We start from the raw sequence: 15,968 nt of genomic DNA, 5'->3' as shown, positions 1-15,968 counted from the left end.
TATACATCAAACATTTCAAAATAACTACTTGGCTTAACGCAGTCATTGCACTGATTTTATACTTTCTTAACTTTTAATAAAAAACGAGCTATAATTCATCAATGAATTATAGCTCGTTTTTGTGTTTCTTATTTACTTTTGTCCAGATTCTTTTTAATGACTAGATTAAATTTATGCGGAATAATGTCTCTTTACGACCTCAGCACAACGTGAACATAAAGCAGGGTGTTCACTATCTTCACCTACTGTTGTAGCAGAAATCCAGCATCGTTCACATTTTTCTCCAGCGTGTTTATCAACTGCAACATGAACATACGAATAAGGCTTAGTTTCTGACGTATCATCACTTACCTCAGCCTCTGAAACAATTAAATATTGATGTAGCTGCTCAATAGACTGTAATACATCTTTCGTTTGCTCATCTTTCGGTACTAACTTTATTTTTGCTTCAAGTGACTTACCAATTATTTTCTCATTTCTAGCTTCTTCTAATGCCTTTAACACATCATCACGAACACGCATGAAGTGATCCCATTTTTCTATAGCAAATTTTGTTATTTCTCTCGACTCAGGAATGTCTGTTAATTGAACACTATCACTTTCTACTCCTGGAATATACTCCCACACTTCTTCAGCTGTATGCGGAATAATCGGTGTTAATAGTTTAACTAGAGACGTTAGAATTTCATAATAGCCTGTTTGAATACTACGTCTTCTATGATTATCCTTTGCTTCAATATATAAAATATCTTTAGCAAAATCCAAATAGAAGGAGCTCAAATCAACTGCACAGAAATTATGAATTTGATGGAATATTGGTGAAAACTCATAGCTTTCATAGCTTACACGCACATCGTTTATTAATCGTTGAAGACGATAGAGCATATATTTGTCGACATCTTCCAATTCTGTATCAGCAACTCGATCTGTTTTCGGATCAAAATCAGCAAGATTAGCAAGCATAAAACGGAATGTGTTACGGATTTTACGATACGCTTCAGAAACCTGTTTTAAGATATCATTTGAAATACGAACATCAGCTTGATAATCTACTGAAGATACCCATAAACGAAGAATATCCGACCCTAGCTGCTTCTGTACTTTCCCAGGTTGAATTACATTGCCCAGCGATTTACTCATCTTTCTACCGTCACCATCAAGTGCAAACCCATGGCTAATAACAGTTTTATAAGGAGCTTTTCCAGTAACAGCTACTGATGTGGATAAGGATGAATTAAACCACCCTCGGTATTGGTCGCTACCTTCTAAATAAATATCTGCTGGACGATAATGATCTTCTCTGCCAAGTAATACCGCTTCATGTGAAGATCCAGAATCAAACCATACATCCATAATATCCGTTTCTTTGGTAAACATATTGTTTGGGCTGTGCTCCGAGGTAAAGCCTTTAGGTAGTAAATCATTTGCTTTCCACTCGAACCAAATATTAGATCCATGCTCCTTAAATAAATCAGACACATGACTAATTGTTTCATCTGTAATGATTGGTGTTTTATCCTCTGCATAAAATACTGGGATTGGCACACCCCATGTTCGCTGACGTGAAATACACCAATCTTCCCTATCTCGCACCATATTATATAATCTTGTTTCTCCCCATTGTGGATACCAATTGATAGCTTTGATTTCATCTAATATCGTATGACGAAAGTCCTTAATCGAAGCAAACCACTGTGACGTTGCACGGAATATCGTTGGTTTCTTCGTACGCCAATCATGTGGATAGGAATGCGTTATAAATGCGAGCTTTAACAATGCACCGGCTTCGTCTAATTTTTCTGTAATTACTTTATTTGCTTTATCATAAAACAGACCTTCAAAGCCAGGAGCTTCATCGGTAAATACACCTTTTTCATCTACTGGGCAAAGTGCATCCATACCGTAACTTCTAGCTACGTAAAAGTCATCTTCACCATGTCCAGGTGCTGTATGAACACAACCTGTACCAGCTTCTGTTGTTACATGTTCTCCAAGCATTACTAATGATTCACGATCATAGAAAGGGTGTTTAGCGACAACCTTATCCGCTTCTTCTCCTTTAAAGGTTTGAATTACTTCTGGATTGTTCCATTCTAACGCCTCTGTCACTGCTTCTAAAAGAGCGTGAGCAATGACAAACTTATCATCATTTACTGCAACTACAGCATATTCTAATTCAGGGTGGATACTTATTCCAAGATTAGCTGGGATCGTCCAAGGTGTTGTCGTCCAGATAATAAATTTGACGTCAGATTCCAATAAGCCTCTACCATCCGTTACTTCAAATGAAACGTAGATGGAAGGAGATCGTTTATCATGGTATTCAATTTCGGCTTCGGCCAAAGCGGATTCTGAAGAAGGAGACCAATACACTGGCTTTAATCCTTTATATATATAGCCTTTCTTCGCCATTTCTCCAAATACTTTTATTTGCGCGGCCTCATAATCCTTTGTCAACGTAATATATGGATTGTCCCAATCAGCACGTACACCTAGCTTTTTAAATTGCTCCCGCTGGTTATCTACTTGTCCAAGTGCGTATTCAGCACAAAGTTTTCGAAATTCAGCAATACTTAATTCTTTACGTTTCACTTTCTTATTTTTTGTCAGTGCTGTTTCAATTGGTAAACCATGTGTATCCCATCCTGGAACATATGGTACATGATATCCTGTCATCGATTTATAACGAGTAATAAAATCCTTTAAAATTTTATTTAATGCGTGACCAATATGCAAATCTCCGTTTGCATATGGAGGGCCATCATGAAGAATAAATAATGGTTTCCCCTTTGTTCTTTCTAAGCTCTTTTTATATAGGTCCTTTTCCTCCCATTCTGACTGGCGAATAGGCTCTTTATTTGGTAAGTTTCCACGCATCGGAAATGCAGTTTTTGGCATTAATAATGTTTCTTTATAGTCCATTTATGCTCCTCCTTCTAAATTAAAAAATCCCCTCTATCCCAAAAGGGACGAGAAGACTCGCGGTACCACCCTTATAAATTTGACTAACTGTCAAATTCACTCGAAATTCGTAACGTGAATGATCCCGTTCATTACTAATTCATTTCATAATGAAAGCTCAAGAGTGATTTTCTAAAAGTATTACTGTGTTGGGCTCCCACCATACCCCAACTCGCTATTCAGTAACTCACCTTTATACTAGCTCTATCCTTGCTTAATTTATTCAACTAATGATTCATAGACCTCTGTGTAAGAATTATATGTAAAATAGCGACTAGCGTCAAGGCTTATGATTCATTCTCTGCTAATTCTAGGTCTTCACCTATTTCCGCATCAAATAACTGTTCCCAATCATCAGTACCTATCATGTCCAACTGAGCTTCAACCAACATTTTTAAACGTGTACGAAAGACTTTGGCCTGTTTTTTTAACTCTTCTACATCCATTGAAATACGACGAGACTTGCTTAGAGCTTCGTTAATAATGCGGTCAGCATTTTTTTCTGCCTCTTTAATTATTAATTTGGATTCTTTTGTAGCATTGCCTTTTAGCTCTTCGGCAGTTTCCTGCGCGATAAGAATTGATTTATTTAGGGTTTCTTCGATATTCGTAAAGTGACCAAGCTTCTCATTTAAGTGATCTACTTGCTCCTTTAAATCCTTTTTCTCACGTATAACCATTTCATAATCTTTAATTACCTGATCAAGAAATTCGTTTACCTCATCTTCATCATATCCGCGAAAACTTCTAGTGAATTCTTTATTATGAATATCCAATGGTGATAATGGCACAACAGCCACCTCCTATTAAAGTTGTTTCACAAAACGTACTATCCCCATCTTACACTTTTATTCGACAAAAGGTAGCTAATTCCTGCATATTTAACAAAATTATTTCAAGATTGCAGTAGTTACCTTAATTTTATCTTTTTTTGTTTTCCCCCTAATTTGTACCACTTTACTCCTTCCCTTACCTCTTAGTGATAATAGATCACCTTCCTGTAAGAGAAACTTTACATCTTCGATGACTTTAAAATTCACCTTGACATGTGACTTATTAATGTAAGATACCGCATCTTTTCTTGAAATCCGGTAGATTTCTTTAACAAGTGTATCAAGTCGTAAGGAGGAGACGGTGCAATCTGATTCCTCCCAGTTCATTTGTTTCCGTTTAAATTCTGATAACGGCATTTCTTCCAACGTTATTTTTGTTGTTTTGATGGATAATAAATTAGTCTTCACATATGAAGCTATTTCATCTGCAACGACGATTTGGATCAGGCCATTGTCCACGTAAATATCTCCAAGCTTTTTTCGTTTAATACCTAAAGATAGAAATGCGCCCATTATGTCGCTGTGTGTCACATTTACAAATTTAGATTGATAACTAGCTTGTAATAATGTTAATTGAAAATCATCAGCTTGTATTGTGTCATAAAAGGGGGCAATTACTACCCGTTTCCGCTCCACATATGGATTTCCTCCATGATAGGCTAGTTTTACTTCATCGCCTTTGGAACCAATAAGCATGTCCATGATCTGCTGTTCACGAGGGTCAAGAAAATCTGTTAACCGTTGCTGAAAGGATCGCTCCACTTGTTCCTTCCATGACATGACCTGATCAATAAAGGGCTCCTCATCTTTCCTAAAATGCTGGTAGATCTCCATTGTTTAACCCTTTAAAAAACAAACATCTGGAAGAATTGTAATAACCCCATTCTTGCTAAATACAAGACAAAAATGGCGACGATTGGTGATAGGTCGATCATGCCGATCGGAGGAATAAACTTACGAAATTGCTCTAAATACGGTTCACATACTTTTGCTAATATTTGTCCGAATGAAGATTCCCTTGCACCTGGAAACCACGACATAAAAATATATATAATTAACGCATAACTGTATATAACAAAAGCAGTATCTAATAATCGATAAAGTCCAAACATTTATTTGCTACCATCCTTTTTCATATTCATCTTCCATAAAAGCGTCTGTAATCGTACCAGACACATTGACATTATCAGGTGTACAGAGGAATGTTTGTGCACCCAGCTTTTGTATATCGCCATTTACAGCATATACTGTTCCACTTAAAAAGTCGACGATGCGTTTCGCCTGATGATTGTCCACGCGTTGTAGATTAATAACGACTGCTCGGCGATTAACGATATTGTCGGCTATTTCCTGGGCTTCATTGTATGTCCTAGGTTCACATAGTACAACTTTAGAAGTTGGATTTTGCATACTAGTAAGATTAACGACATTTTGATTTTTATCTTTCGGTTGTGGTCTAGGATCATTTTCTAGTTCATCAACATCAACATATTCATATTCATACTCATCTTCCATTGTGAAATAGTTTTTAATTTTGTTCTTTAAGCTCATTTTGTCACCTCACCCTACTAATTTTGTACCAATTCGGATATGTGTTGCACCCTCTTCAATTGCTATTTCATAATCATTACTCATGCCCATAGAAAGATACTGACAAGGCGCATGCGTATAATTTTCACGTTGTACGTTTGACCTTATATCAGCTAATCTACGGAAAATCATTCGTAGTTTTTCTTTATCATCAATGTGAGGAGCCATTGTCATCAAACCAACTACATACACGTTAGGATAGTTTGCTAAGTCCTCTATAAATGGAATAACTTGGTCTGGATCAATACCATGTTTCGATTCTTCGCCGCTTACATTTACTTGAATAAAGCAGTTCACTGGATCAGTTGCACGTTTATTTATTTCTTTCGCTAACGATAATCTATCCAGCGAATGCAAAAAATCAACTTGATTAATAATTTCTTTTACTTTCCTAGATTGCAGTGTACCAATAAAGTGCCAGGTCCCTTTGTCTTTTAAAAGATTATACTTCTCTTGGAAGCCCTCAAGTCGATTTTCACCGATATTCGTGATGCCAGCTAGTATCGTTTCCTCTGTTCGCTCTATTGTAACATATTTCGTCACACCAATTATGGTGATGTCCTCCAGATTTCGATTACGCTTCAAACATGCTTGTCTTATTTTTTGCTGTATTGCTGTTAAATTTTGTGCTACATCCATTATTTCCAATTCTCCTCCCTCGTATAATCATGATGAAAAGCCAATAAAGCCTAACATTCTACCAGTTCTCCCATGATCTCTGCGGTGTGAGAAAAATAAGTCATTCTCTCGAAACGTGCAATAATTTGTTACATCTATATTATTACGTAATACCCCAGCTTGTAAAAGAATATCTATATTTAATTGTTTTAAATCAAGTAAATATCGATTTATACCAGTTGGTAGAACTGAACTTTGTCTATGTGATAATGGAATCCTATCGATAACCTTTTGCTCTACTTCGTAAAACTGCTTTGTTATGCAAGGGCCGATAGCCACTAACAAGTCGCTCACATTTACCCCATGATTGGCTAGGGTATTGACCATATCATCAGCTATCCCACTAACAGTACCTTTCCACCCTGCGTGTGCAATACCAATATAAGAAGTAATTGGGTCGAAGAAAAATAATGGAACACAATCTGCAAAAAATCCAGTACATAAAATCCCTGACGTATTTGTAATTAATCCGTCTGTATCTTTAATTGCCGTATCATATTCGGTTGCACCTTTACCTTTGTCATTTTCAGTGACAGCATGTATGCGTGTTTGATGGATTTGCTCTCCACTAACCCAATTATTTAATGGAATCCTTACATGATTAGCAATTATTTCTCTATTTCTTATTACATTTTCTGTACTATCATTAACATGTAACCCACCATTTAAGGATGCGTATGGTTGCCTACTTACTCCACCATGTTTTGTGGTAAATCCAACTTTTAATTTTTCATTTCGTTTTTGCCATTTTTCGATATGTAATATGGAATCATTGTGCTTGATAAAGGGCTCTGACAATCTAACTACCTCCCACGTTCACTGCTTGTTTCATTTTACCACAAAATCTGCTGTTTTTTATTTTCTTTCCTGAATAAATGGTTCATTATATAATTTCGGCTTTTCGACATTTTTTACGAGGATAACATCCGATCCAATTCGAACAATTTGATTCCAATGGATAACAAGTTCTTCTGCCTTACCAAATAATCCACTTTTCTTATCCCTCGGAATGATTACAATTGCAAGAATTCTACCATTTGTTGTATCAATTTCTAAGTCATTGATATGTCCCAGTTTTCGACCATTGTCAATAATGATTACTTCTTTAATTTGTAGTTCAGATAATTTTATCACTTTTATTCACCTCACCCTTACTCTATATATATGCATAACTTTTGTGATCTTTCATGGAACAATAAATTTACAAGATATCTTTGCGATTAGTTATACAAGAATGCTTGCGTTGGAAGTTATAGATACTTATGACACGAACTTGTCAAAATTTGCAGGAGATTCGTTGTTTACTTCAAACAGGTTCGTAGCGACTAGAGCGAGTCAACGGAGATAAAGGAATCGCTGTGAGCTTGTGAGCCGATGATGACTTAGATTAGGGTGATTCATGAAGTCGCATCGTTCCCTGGGCACTGGAGCTGGAAGCGGCTCAACACGCCCATATTTATCCAGATTGGCTAACACTTATAATTTCCTTAAATTACCAGAATAAAAAAGCTTGTAGACATTCTCTACAAGCTGAAAGTGTAGAAACACCTATAGCGTTTCTACACTCTGAGGGAACAGATCCGTAATCTTCCCTTGACTATCTTAATAGCCTTTCATTTATTCAAACATCTGTTTATTCATTTGTTTAATCGCTGCTTTTTCCAAACGAGAAACCTGCGCCTGGGAAATTCCAATTTCATCTGCAACTTCCATCTGTGTTTTTCCTTGGAAGAATCGTTTGTTTAGTATCATTTTTTCACGATCGTTTAATTGATGCATCCCCTCTTTTAAAGATAATTTATCAAGCCAGGTAGAATCCTTATCCTTATCATCACTTATTTGATCCATTACATAGATCGGATCACCGCCATCATTGTAAATTGGTTCGAATAAGGAAACCGGATCCTGTATAGCATCCAATGCAAAAACAATATCTGAATGGGGAATACCCATTTCTTCTGCAATTTCCATTGGGGTTGGTTCCTTTGATGTTTTGTTGATTAATTTTTCTCTTACTTGTAGTGCTTTATAAGCAATATCGCGTAATGATCTAGAAACTCTAATTGGATTATTATCTCGCAAGTATCTTCTGATTTCCCCAATGATCATAGGAACAGCATAGGTAGAAAACCTCACATTATGGGATAAATCAAAATTATCTATGGATTTCATTAATCCGATGCAGCCAACCTGAAACAAGTCATCAACGTATTCTCCACGATTATTAAATCGTTGAATAACACTTAAGACAAGTCGCAGATTTCCGTTAACCAGCTCCTCCCGTGCAGATAAGTCTCCATCTCCTTGTTGCATTCTCTTAAATAATTCTCGCATTTCTTCATTCTTTAGTACAGGTAGCTTCGATGTATCAACACCACATATTTCAACCTTATGTCTTGTCATCTGCGTTCAACCCTCCCAGTTGGTGATGCTGTTCATGGACAGTATCTCCGACTGAGAAGATTTTTATGCAGACACTAGCATGAAGAAATACTCATAAAAACCTTCTTTACTTACAGCGACAAGGCTAGACCATTTTATTAAATTCTTTTTTTAATCGGCGAATAATTTTTTTCTCTAATCGGGAAATATATGACTGAGAAATACCTAACATATCCGCTACATCCTTTTGTGTTTTTTCTTCTTCTCCAATTAAACCAAATCTCAGCTCCATGATTTGTTTTTCACGGGCATTTAACTGTGACAGAGCATTCTTCAATAAGCTTTTATCAACGCTAGACTCTAGATTTCTTGTAATTATATCTTCATCTGTTCCTAAAACATCAGAGAGTAGTAACTCATTTCCATCCCAATCGATATTTAGCGGTTCATCAAAGGATACCTCTGATTTAAGCTTATTATTTCTTCTTAAATACATTAAAATTTCATTTTCTATACAACGAGATGCATATGTGGCAAGTTTAATTTTTTTCTCAGGATTAAAGGTATTCACCGCTTTAATAAGTCCGATTGTTCCAATACTAATTAAATCTTCAATATTTATTCCTGTGTTTTCAAATTTACGAGCAATATAAACAACCAATCGTAAATTTCGTTCGATTAAAATGGCTCTGGCGGATTTATCTCCCTTTGGAAGTAAGACTAATAATTCCTGTTCTTCTTGCTTAGAAAGTGGTGGTGGTAAAGCTTCACTCCCACCAATATAATATATTTCATCTGATTTGAGTCCTAATTTAATTAAAATTTTGTACCACCATAAACGAAGGCGTAATTTTGTTGATCTCAAAGCAATCTCTCCTTTATGCAGAATGAATTGTCGCTAATTTTATAATTTGTGGATGTAATAAACAATGATAGCTTTCATCTTTTGTTAGATTGGAAAACTGAAGCCCTACCAATACTTTACTCGTTACAATCTTTTGTTCACCATAATAGATAACTAATGTATCTGGTCGAATCGTAAAGAGAAATGTACTATTACCTTGAACACCTTGATAAGGTACTAACTGCAAATATTTCTCCCACTCCGTTGGCAAACTATCCAAATCTAGTGATTCACTGCACTTACGAACTCGTTTCCATTCTTCTTCCGTAAACCAATTCTTCAAGAAAGGTTCGTCGCATAAGATTACCGGTTTTTTTGTAAGCGGATCGATTAATTGATTACCACTATCAATGTACCCTGTAGTAGAATAGCTCTTTCCCTTAATTTGTATAGTTACTGGGCACAATTGATCATAGCGTATTTTTTCTGCAGTATGCTTGTCCATACGGGATTTTGTAAATACCCAAACCAATGGAAACCCGATTACAACAAATAGCCAGCTTACCGGATCTCCAAAGCCGCTGTTAAAGGTCAGAAATCCATTGCTGTCTAAACCAAATGGACGCTGAAATAAATAGTGAATACCTATTAATCCACCTCCAATAGAGAAGGTAATAAAATAAAATAGCAGCAATAATTTTATCCAACGATAAAAATTATGATAACCAAATGTAGTTAAGATAATGAAGCACGAGAACAAGAGTTTTCCTATTACACTGGTAAAAAAAGTATCAGGAAAATAGAGAGAGATAGGAACGAGTAAAGATGCAACAAATCCCCCAATTACTATGCGGATAATCCGTGTACTATCTCTTGCTAAAGCTTGTGTGAGCATTAAAAGCATGATATCTAATAAAAAATTTAATGCCCAAACAGCATCCAGATAAATAGTCACACCTTTCCTTCCTTTCACGTATTCTGTCATATGAAAGATTTTAAATTATTAACTTCATAATGATTAAAGTATATCGAAGAGAAAAGGAAAAGTCTGTCATTTCCTGTATGGTTCGTATGACTAATTTTAACGAGTTGTTGGAATGTTTGTCGGTAATTATAGCCAAGTTAAAATTTGGACTTAAATGACCTATGCATGAAATTGGTTGATCCAATTTAAAAGAAAAGAGGATATACATAATGCTTAAACTTGATAATTTGGCCAATTTTTGTGTGGTGGGTGTAATAGTGAAGAAAATCGAGAGAGGAACTGGAAAACAGAATTTATAGTAATAAAGTACCAGTGACCAGTCCAATTGTTACTCATGTTCTAAATTCATTCATAGGATGGTTCTTTTCCTTATAATGAACAAATTGACAAAGAATAAAAGCGCAATCGCTCGATTAGAAACGTAGCGACTAGAGCGAATCAACAGAGATAAAGGAATAACGGTGAACTTGCGAACTGATGATGACTTATCGTAGGGCGTTTACGCTCGACGCGGCTCAACACGCTCCTATGTATCCACATGGACTAATTTTATAATTTCTTTGACAATAAAAAAGGCCAATGCACGTAATAGTAGCATTGCCTTCTTTTTATCATTAACGATTTCGATTACGGTTTCGATTTCTTAAGAAAGTTGGAATATCTAAACCATCTTCCTCTTGTCTTGGTCTTTGCTGTTGAACAGGTTCACTCTCTCTTTCTCTACTAGGTGGTTCTTCATTTACTCTAGTAGCAGCATGCTGATGATGATTAATTACCGGTCGATGCTGTTTTGGTTGCTGCTCCATTTTCTTAGTAGATTCATCAAAGCCTGTCGCTATAACCGTGACAACAATTTCATCTTTTAAGTTTTCATTAATAACCGATCCAAAGATTACATTGACTTCATTATCGGCAGCAGAAGTAACTAAATCAGCAGCTTCTTGAACTTCATACAGACTTAAGTTAGTACCCCCAGTTATATTCATCAAGATGCCGTGCGCGCCATCTATTGAGGTTTCTAATAGTGGTGAAGAGATTGCTTTTTTAGCAGCCTCAGTAGCCCTTGTTTCACCAGTAGCTACACCAATCCCCATTAGGGCAGAGCCCTTATCAAACATAATGGTTTTAACATCGGCAAAGTCAACATTGATTAGCCCTGGTTTTGCAATTAAATCTGAAATGCCTTGTACACCCTGACGCAATACATTATCAGCTTCGCGGAAAGCTTCTAACATTGGTGTATTTTTATCTACTATCTCTAGAAGACGATCATTTGGTATAACAATTAATGTGTCCACACTACCTTTTAATGATTCAATTCCAGAAATTGCTTGCGTGGATCTTCTTCGGCCTTCAAAAGAGAATGGACGCGTTACTACTCCTACTGTAAGGGCACCAAGATCTTTTGCGATCTGTGCAATAACTGGAGCAGCACCAGTACCAGTACCTCCACCCATTCCAGCAGTTACAAATATCATATCTGCTCCTTGCAGTACTTCCTCAAGCTGTTCTTTACTTTCTTCTGCGGCTTTTTTGCCTACTTCAGGATTAGCTCCAGCACCTAATCCTCTAGTTAATTTTCCACCAATTTGTATTTTCAATTCTGCTTTTGATAGATTTAAAGCTTGAGCATCTGTATTTACAGCGATAAACTCTACACCTTCAACGCCGTGTTCGATCATACGGTTAACAGCATTATTACCGCCACCGCCAACTCCAATTACTTTTATTGTGGCTAATTCTTCCATGTTTGTATCAAACTCCAACATATCTCGTTCCTCCTAATATGCAAAATTACAAGCGTTTCTAGAAGCTAATTAATTAGAGGTCACCTTAAAGTATACAGTAAAAAATACTGCTTTTTAAGTCGATGGAAATAATTGTCTAATCAAAAAAATACTTAAACAAATTAGCTATTCCAGATTCTTTTTTATTATTTTCTTTTGCTTCATTTGATTTTGGCTGTTTTTTTACTCGCTTTGGTTGTATTTCTTGTTTCTGTTCGATAACAGATGGAAACAATTCTTTTCCTTGTATTTTCGCATTACGGTAGGCAAATTGCAAGATTCCAACCCCCGCAGTAAACTGTGGTTCTCTGACACCTATATAATCTGGAATCGCTATACGAATATTGGATTGATATATATCCTCCGCAAGCTCCAGAACACCCGGCATAGCCATCGTACCTCCAGTCAGTACATATCCACCAGGTAATCTATGATAGCCCATCTTTCTAATTTCTCTTTCAGCAAACGCAAAAATTTCTTCCATTCTAGCTTCTATCATATCTGAGATTTCCAATTGATTATACGTTTGCTTTGTATTACTTCCTATTATGGAAACATCGAATACTTCTTCCTCTAAAGCATGATCATAAAAGGCATGTCCATAATTTAGTTTAACATCTTCAGCCTCCTCTGTAGACGTTCGTAACCCAATCGACAGATCCTTTGTAATATTGTCACCGCCCAATTGAACGACACTTGTTGAGACAAGATGATCACCTTCAAAAATAGATACAGTTGAGCAACCACCACCAACATCAATCAATGCGACACCCATGTTCTTTTCATCCTTTGATAAGGCGGTCGTACCAGCTGCAAGTGGTTGAAGACAAATATCAGCAACCTGGAGATTTGCTCGCTCCACACATTTTAAGATGTTATGTAAAACCGTCTTAGAGCAAGTGATAATCGTACCTTCCATTTCTAATCGTACGCCAATCATTCCTCGTGGATCATTAATCTCGTCTAACCCATCAACAATAAATTGTTTAGGTATGACATCGATAATCTCACGTTCTGGAGGAATGGACATAACTTGGGCTCCATCAATCACTCTCGTAATATCATCATCACTTATCTCACGGTTTTCACTTTGAACCGCTACTACTCCGTGACAAGGTTGTAATTGAATGTGATTTCCATTCACGCCGACTACAACACTATCAATTTGCATGCCTACCATACGTTCTGCTTGTTCAACAGCATTTCTAATGGACTGGACTGTCTGATCAATGTCTATAATAGCACCTTTCTTCATGCCATTTGATTTAGCAGAACCAACTCCAATGATGTTTAATGAATCGTTTAAAACCTCACCTATTATAACTTTGATTTTTGATGTACCTATATCAAGACTTACTAATACTTCACTGTTGTTCAAGTAAGGCACCCCCCAGTTCAGAAGCTGCACAACTAAGCAAACTTCTTATACCAAATTCTGTAATTATCCTAATAATGTAATAGTTTAAAACATTTCCTAAAAATAAAATATATATAGGTTATTCCACATAAAATATAGGATTCCTTTTATTTTTCGGTAATTTTTTTAAAAAAATTAAGCAGATTTTACAATTAATACAATGTGATCATTAATTATTTAGGAAAAAGAAACCATACCTCTTATATTAAACTATTTCGTAAAGAGAGCTGGAATTATGACTTTCATAAGAAATTAAATTCTTTTACTCACGATTTTCAGATGTTGCCTCCTGATTTATAGTATCTTCTACTGATTCTTCAGATTCAGTGGTTTCATCTTGCTGGCTCTCTTCTTTTTCATTAAAAGACTCAAAATAGGCTCCTACTCCAATATGAACAATTCCTTCACTGTCTGCATCCAATTGAGCAACAATAGATGGGTATACTTCCATTCTAGCTGCAAAATCCCGAATCGTTGCATCAACCGTTAATCCATCATTCATATATAGGCGAATTTTGTTTTTATTATCATCCGTTGGAGCCCAATGAATCTCAGAAATTAACTTCAATATACTTTTGGGAAGTTTTTCTAGTTCTGCTGTCATCCTATGTATATATTCTTTTTCGGTAAAATTGGATATTAATGGAGCATCTCCAGTAAAGGTATGCTGTTCCAAACTATTGAGCACAGTACCGTTCCCTAGAATTGGATAATATTTTGTTTCCTTTTGTACATAACCAACACGCTCATATTCTTCCACTTGAATAGTGATTGTCCACGGTAATTTTCTATCTACACTTGCGGATGAAATAATCGGATTATTCTCTACTGCTTTCACACTCGCTGATTTATCAATTGTCCATATATTCATATCTTCCGCTAAATTACTTATGCTTATTACTTCTTTATCCGATAAAAAGGTATTTCCTTCTACCTCGATATATCGGATATGACTTAATGAAGATTGCAGATAGACGATAATAGAAATTAATAAGAAAAAAATAGAAAGATAAAATATTAACCGTCGATTTGCCTTTTTTTTCCTAGCCTGCTTCAATTTCGGTATCCTATCTTCTATTGAAACAACTTTCTTTTTTGCCATCTCCATTTCTTCCTTTATCATAAATTAACAATAGAAATGGCAAATAAATACCATTTCCTTATGTTAATTTAAAGTATATCACATTATCCCTTTAAAGTTGTAGTGTACATAGATGGAAAATAAAGTTTTTAAGCTCTTTGCAATATCTCTGCAAACTATGGTTTTATAGTAAGTAATTTTAGATTTTCGTATATCTACTAATATTTAGCAAAATACCTACAGAACATAGTATTAATGTTAATGATGATCCTCCATAGCTTAAAAAAGGCAAGGTAATTCCAGTTACAGGAATTAAACCAATAACGACACTAATATTTATCATTGCTTGAATCGCAAGCATGGAAACTATCCCAAGTGCTAAGAAACGAGAGAATAGATCAGGTGCCTCCAGGGATACTTTTATCCCACGCCATAGTAAGAGTAGAAACAGCAATAAAACGATAGTACCTCCAATAAAGCCAAGCTCTTCTCCTAAAATAGCAAAGATAAAATCAGTTTGTGGTTCAGGTAAATAAAAATACTTCTGTAGACTATTCCCAAATCCTAACCCCATTAAACCTCCTGGACCAATTGCATATAGTGATTGTATAATTTGGAATCCATCGCCAAGTGGGTCTTCCCACGGATTTAAGAATGCAGTAATTCTACTAATACGATACGGTGCAGATGCAATCAGACCTACAAAGCCTATCAGCCCAAGTAGAGCTAGTCCAAAAAAATGTGAAAGTCTAGCACCAGCAGCAAATACTAAAATCATACACGTTAATACTAATACCATACCAGTACCTAAATCTGGTTGAAGCATAATTAAGCCAAACGCAGTAAATATCAGCATAATGGATGGAAGAAAACCTTGCTTCAATGAGGTAATATACTTCTGCTTCGTTGCTAAAAATGCAGATAGAAAAATAATTAAACCTAACTTCATAAATTCCGATGGTTGAATACTGAATGCCCCTATTCCAATCCAGCTTTGTGCTCCTCCACGTACCATTCCAATTCCTGGTATTAATACTAAAAATAAAAGTATGAAGCAAGCTAACAAAATCACTCTCGCGTATTTTTTCCACGTACTATAGGGAATTTTCATCACAAAAAGCATTGCTGCTACGCCGACGCCAGCAAATAATACTTGTCTTTTTACATAATACCACGCATCACCAAATTTATATTCTGCCCAAACATAGGAGGAGCTGTAGACCATAATGACTCCAATAAGTAACAAACTTATGATAACGCCCAATAAGATATAATCGGGTGAAGTATGTGATCTCGCTTTATTCTGGAACAAAAATAACACCCCTCTTTAGATTGAAATCGGGGTGTTGTTTAAAGCTATTTACTTCACGATGTTTTTTCTACTCGGTTCAAAAAGAAGGTGAGACATAC

The 15,968-nt window shown here is 35.9% G+C and carries 15 protein-coding genes and 1 other annotated feature; all 15 genes read right to left on the bottom strand.

Features of this window, described 5'->3' with window-relative positions; all coding sequences use genetic code 11:
• Nucleotides 1–171: 171 nt before the first annotated feature.
• The 15 genes from ileS to spoVE all read right to left on the bottom strand — a co-directional run bounded on the left by ileS (nt 172) and on the right by spoVE (nt 15,870).
• A complete protein-coding gene (gene ileS / locus Q1A47_RS07880) occupies nt 172–2,922 on the bottom strand; it encodes an isoleucine--tRNA ligase (RefSeq protein ID WP_166530031.1) in 2,751 nt (916 codons plus the stop codon).
• A 40-nt stretch (nt 2,923–2,962) separates the two neighbouring features.
• Nucleotides 2,963–3,181 (bottom strand) — a binding site (T-box leader).
• Between the two features lie 67 nt (nt 3,182–3,248).
• Nucleotides 3,249–3,752, bottom strand: a complete 504-nt coding sequence (locus Q1A47_RS07875; protein ID WP_026680818.1) for a DivIVA domain-containing protein — start codon at nt 3,750–3,752, stop codon at nt 3,249–3,251.
• Between the two features lie 99 nt (nt 3,753–3,851).
• Nucleotides 3,852–4,628, bottom strand: a complete 777-nt coding sequence (locus Q1A47_RS07870; protein WP_121605056.1) for an RNA-binding protein — start codon at nt 4,626–4,628, stop codon at nt 3,852–3,854.
• 11 nt (nt 4,629–4,639) lie between these two features.
• A complete protein-coding gene (locus Q1A47_RS07865) occupies nt 4,640–4,906 on the bottom strand; it encodes a YggT family protein (protein WP_026680816.1) in 267 nt (88 codons plus the stop codon).
• Between the two features lie 7 nt (nt 4,907–4,913).
• Nucleotides 4,914–5,345, bottom strand: a complete 432-nt coding sequence (locus Q1A47_RS07860; RefSeq protein WP_026680815.1) for a cell division protein SepF — start codon at nt 5,343–5,345, stop codon at nt 4,914–4,916.
• Between the two features lie 9 nt (nt 5,346–5,354).
• Entirely contained in the window at nt 5,355–6,023 is a 669-nt protein-coding gene (locus Q1A47_RS07855; RefSeq protein WP_026680814.1) for a YggS family pyridoxal phosphate-dependent enzyme, read from the bottom strand.
• A 27-nt stretch (nt 6,024–6,050) separates the two neighbouring features.
• Complete coding sequence (pgeF, locus tag Q1A47_RS07850; RefSeq protein WP_026680813.1) at nt 6,051–6,860, bottom strand: peptidoglycan editing factor PgeF; 810 nt, start codon at nt 6,858–6,860, stop codon at nt 6,051–6,053.
• A 57-nt stretch (nt 6,861–6,917) separates the two neighbouring features.
• Nucleotides 6,918–7,196: a YlmC/YmxH family sporulation protein gene (locus Q1A47_RS07845; protein WP_166530032.1), complete on the bottom strand. Its 279-nt coding sequence runs from the start codon at nt 7,194–7,196 to the stop codon at nt 6,918–6,920.
• 483 nt (nt 7,197–7,679) lie between these two features.
• Nucleotides 7,680–8,465 (bottom strand): RNA polymerase sporulation sigma factor SigG, encoded by a 786-nt coding sequence (gene sigG, locus Q1A47_RS07840; protein WP_026680811.1) that lies wholly within the window; start codon nt 8,463–8,465, stop codon nt 7,680–7,682.
• Nucleotides 8,466–8,589: 124 nt separating this feature from the next.
• Complete coding sequence (sigE, locus tag Q1A47_RS07835; RefSeq protein ID WP_026680810.1) at nt 8,590–9,309, bottom strand: RNA polymerase sporulation sigma factor SigE; 720 nt, start codon at nt 9,307–9,309, stop codon at nt 8,590–8,592.
• A 13-nt stretch (nt 9,310–9,322) separates the two neighbouring features.
• Nucleotides 9,323–10,243: a sigma-E processing peptidase SpoIIGA gene (gene spoIIGA, locus Q1A47_RS07830; RefSeq protein WP_166530033.1), complete on the bottom strand. Its 921-nt coding sequence runs from the start codon at nt 10,241–10,243 to the stop codon at nt 9,323–9,325.
• A 644-nt stretch (nt 10,244–10,887) separates the two neighbouring features.
• A complete protein-coding gene (gene ftsZ / locus Q1A47_RS07825; RefSeq protein WP_026680808.1) occupies nt 10,888–12,042 on the bottom strand; it encodes a cell division protein FtsZ in 1,155 nt (384 codons plus the stop codon).
• Nucleotides 12,043–12,157: 115 nt separating this feature from the next.
• Nucleotides 12,158–13,438, bottom strand: a complete 1,281-nt coding sequence (gene ftsA, locus Q1A47_RS07820; RefSeq protein ID WP_026680807.1) for a cell division protein FtsA — start codon at nt 13,436–13,438, stop codon at nt 12,158–12,160.
• 301 nt (nt 13,439–13,739) lie between these two features.
• On the bottom strand, nt 13,740–14,579 hold the full coding sequence (locus Q1A47_RS07815; RefSeq protein WP_121605053.1) for a cell division protein FtsQ/DivIB: 840 nt from the start codon (nt 14,577–14,579) through the stop codon (nt 13,740–13,742).
• Nucleotides 14,580–14,757: 178 nt separating this feature from the next.
• A complete protein-coding gene (gene spoVE / locus Q1A47_RS07810; RefSeq protein WP_026680806.1) occupies nt 14,758–15,870 on the bottom strand; it encodes a stage V sporulation protein E in 1,113 nt (370 codons plus the stop codon).
• Nucleotides 15,871–15,968 lie beyond the last annotated feature (98 nt).

This window comes from uncultured Virgibacillus sp., from assembly GCF_947495635.1.
In the GTDB taxonomy this organism is placed as follows: Bacteria; Bacillota; Bacilli; order Bacillales; family Amphibacillaceae; genus Virgibacillus; species Virgibacillus salarius.
Note: the sequence above shows the minus strand (reverse complement) of the source record. Positions and strands in the feature narration are given on the sequence as shown.

Excerpts from the sequence above, each read along its gene's own strand:
- ileS (WP_166530031.1), bottom strand. The coding sequence starts at position 2,922 with ATGGACTATAAAGAAACATTATTAATGCCAAAAACTGCATTTCCGATG.
- Q1A47_RS07870 (WP_121605056.1), bottom strand. The coding sequence starts at position 4,628 with ATGGAGATCTACCAGCATTTTAGGAAAGATGAGGAGCCCTTTATTGAT.
- Q1A47_RS07865 (WP_026680816.1), bottom strand. The coding sequence starts at position 4,906 with ATGTTTGGACTTTATCGATTATTAGATACTGCTTTTGTTATATACAGT.
- Q1A47_RS07860 (WP_026680815.1), bottom strand. The coding sequence starts at position 5,345 with ATGAGCTTAAAGAACAAAATTAAAAACTATTTCACAATGGAAGATGAG.
- Q1A47_RS07855 (WP_026680814.1), bottom strand. The coding sequence starts at position 6,023 with ATGGATGTAGCACAAAATTTAACAGCAATACAGCAAAAAATAAGACAA.
- sigG (WP_026680811.1), bottom strand. The coding sequence starts at position 8,465 with ATGACAAGACATAAGGTTGAAATATGTGGTGTTGATACATCGAAGCTA.
- ftsZ (WP_026680808.1), bottom strand. The coding sequence starts at position 12,042 with ATGTTGGAGTTTGATACAAACATGGAAGAATTAGCCACAATAAAAGTA.
- Q1A47_RS07815 (WP_121605053.1), bottom strand. The coding sequence starts at position 14,579 with ATGGCAAAAAAGAAAGTTGTTTCAATAGAAGATAGGATACCGAAATTG.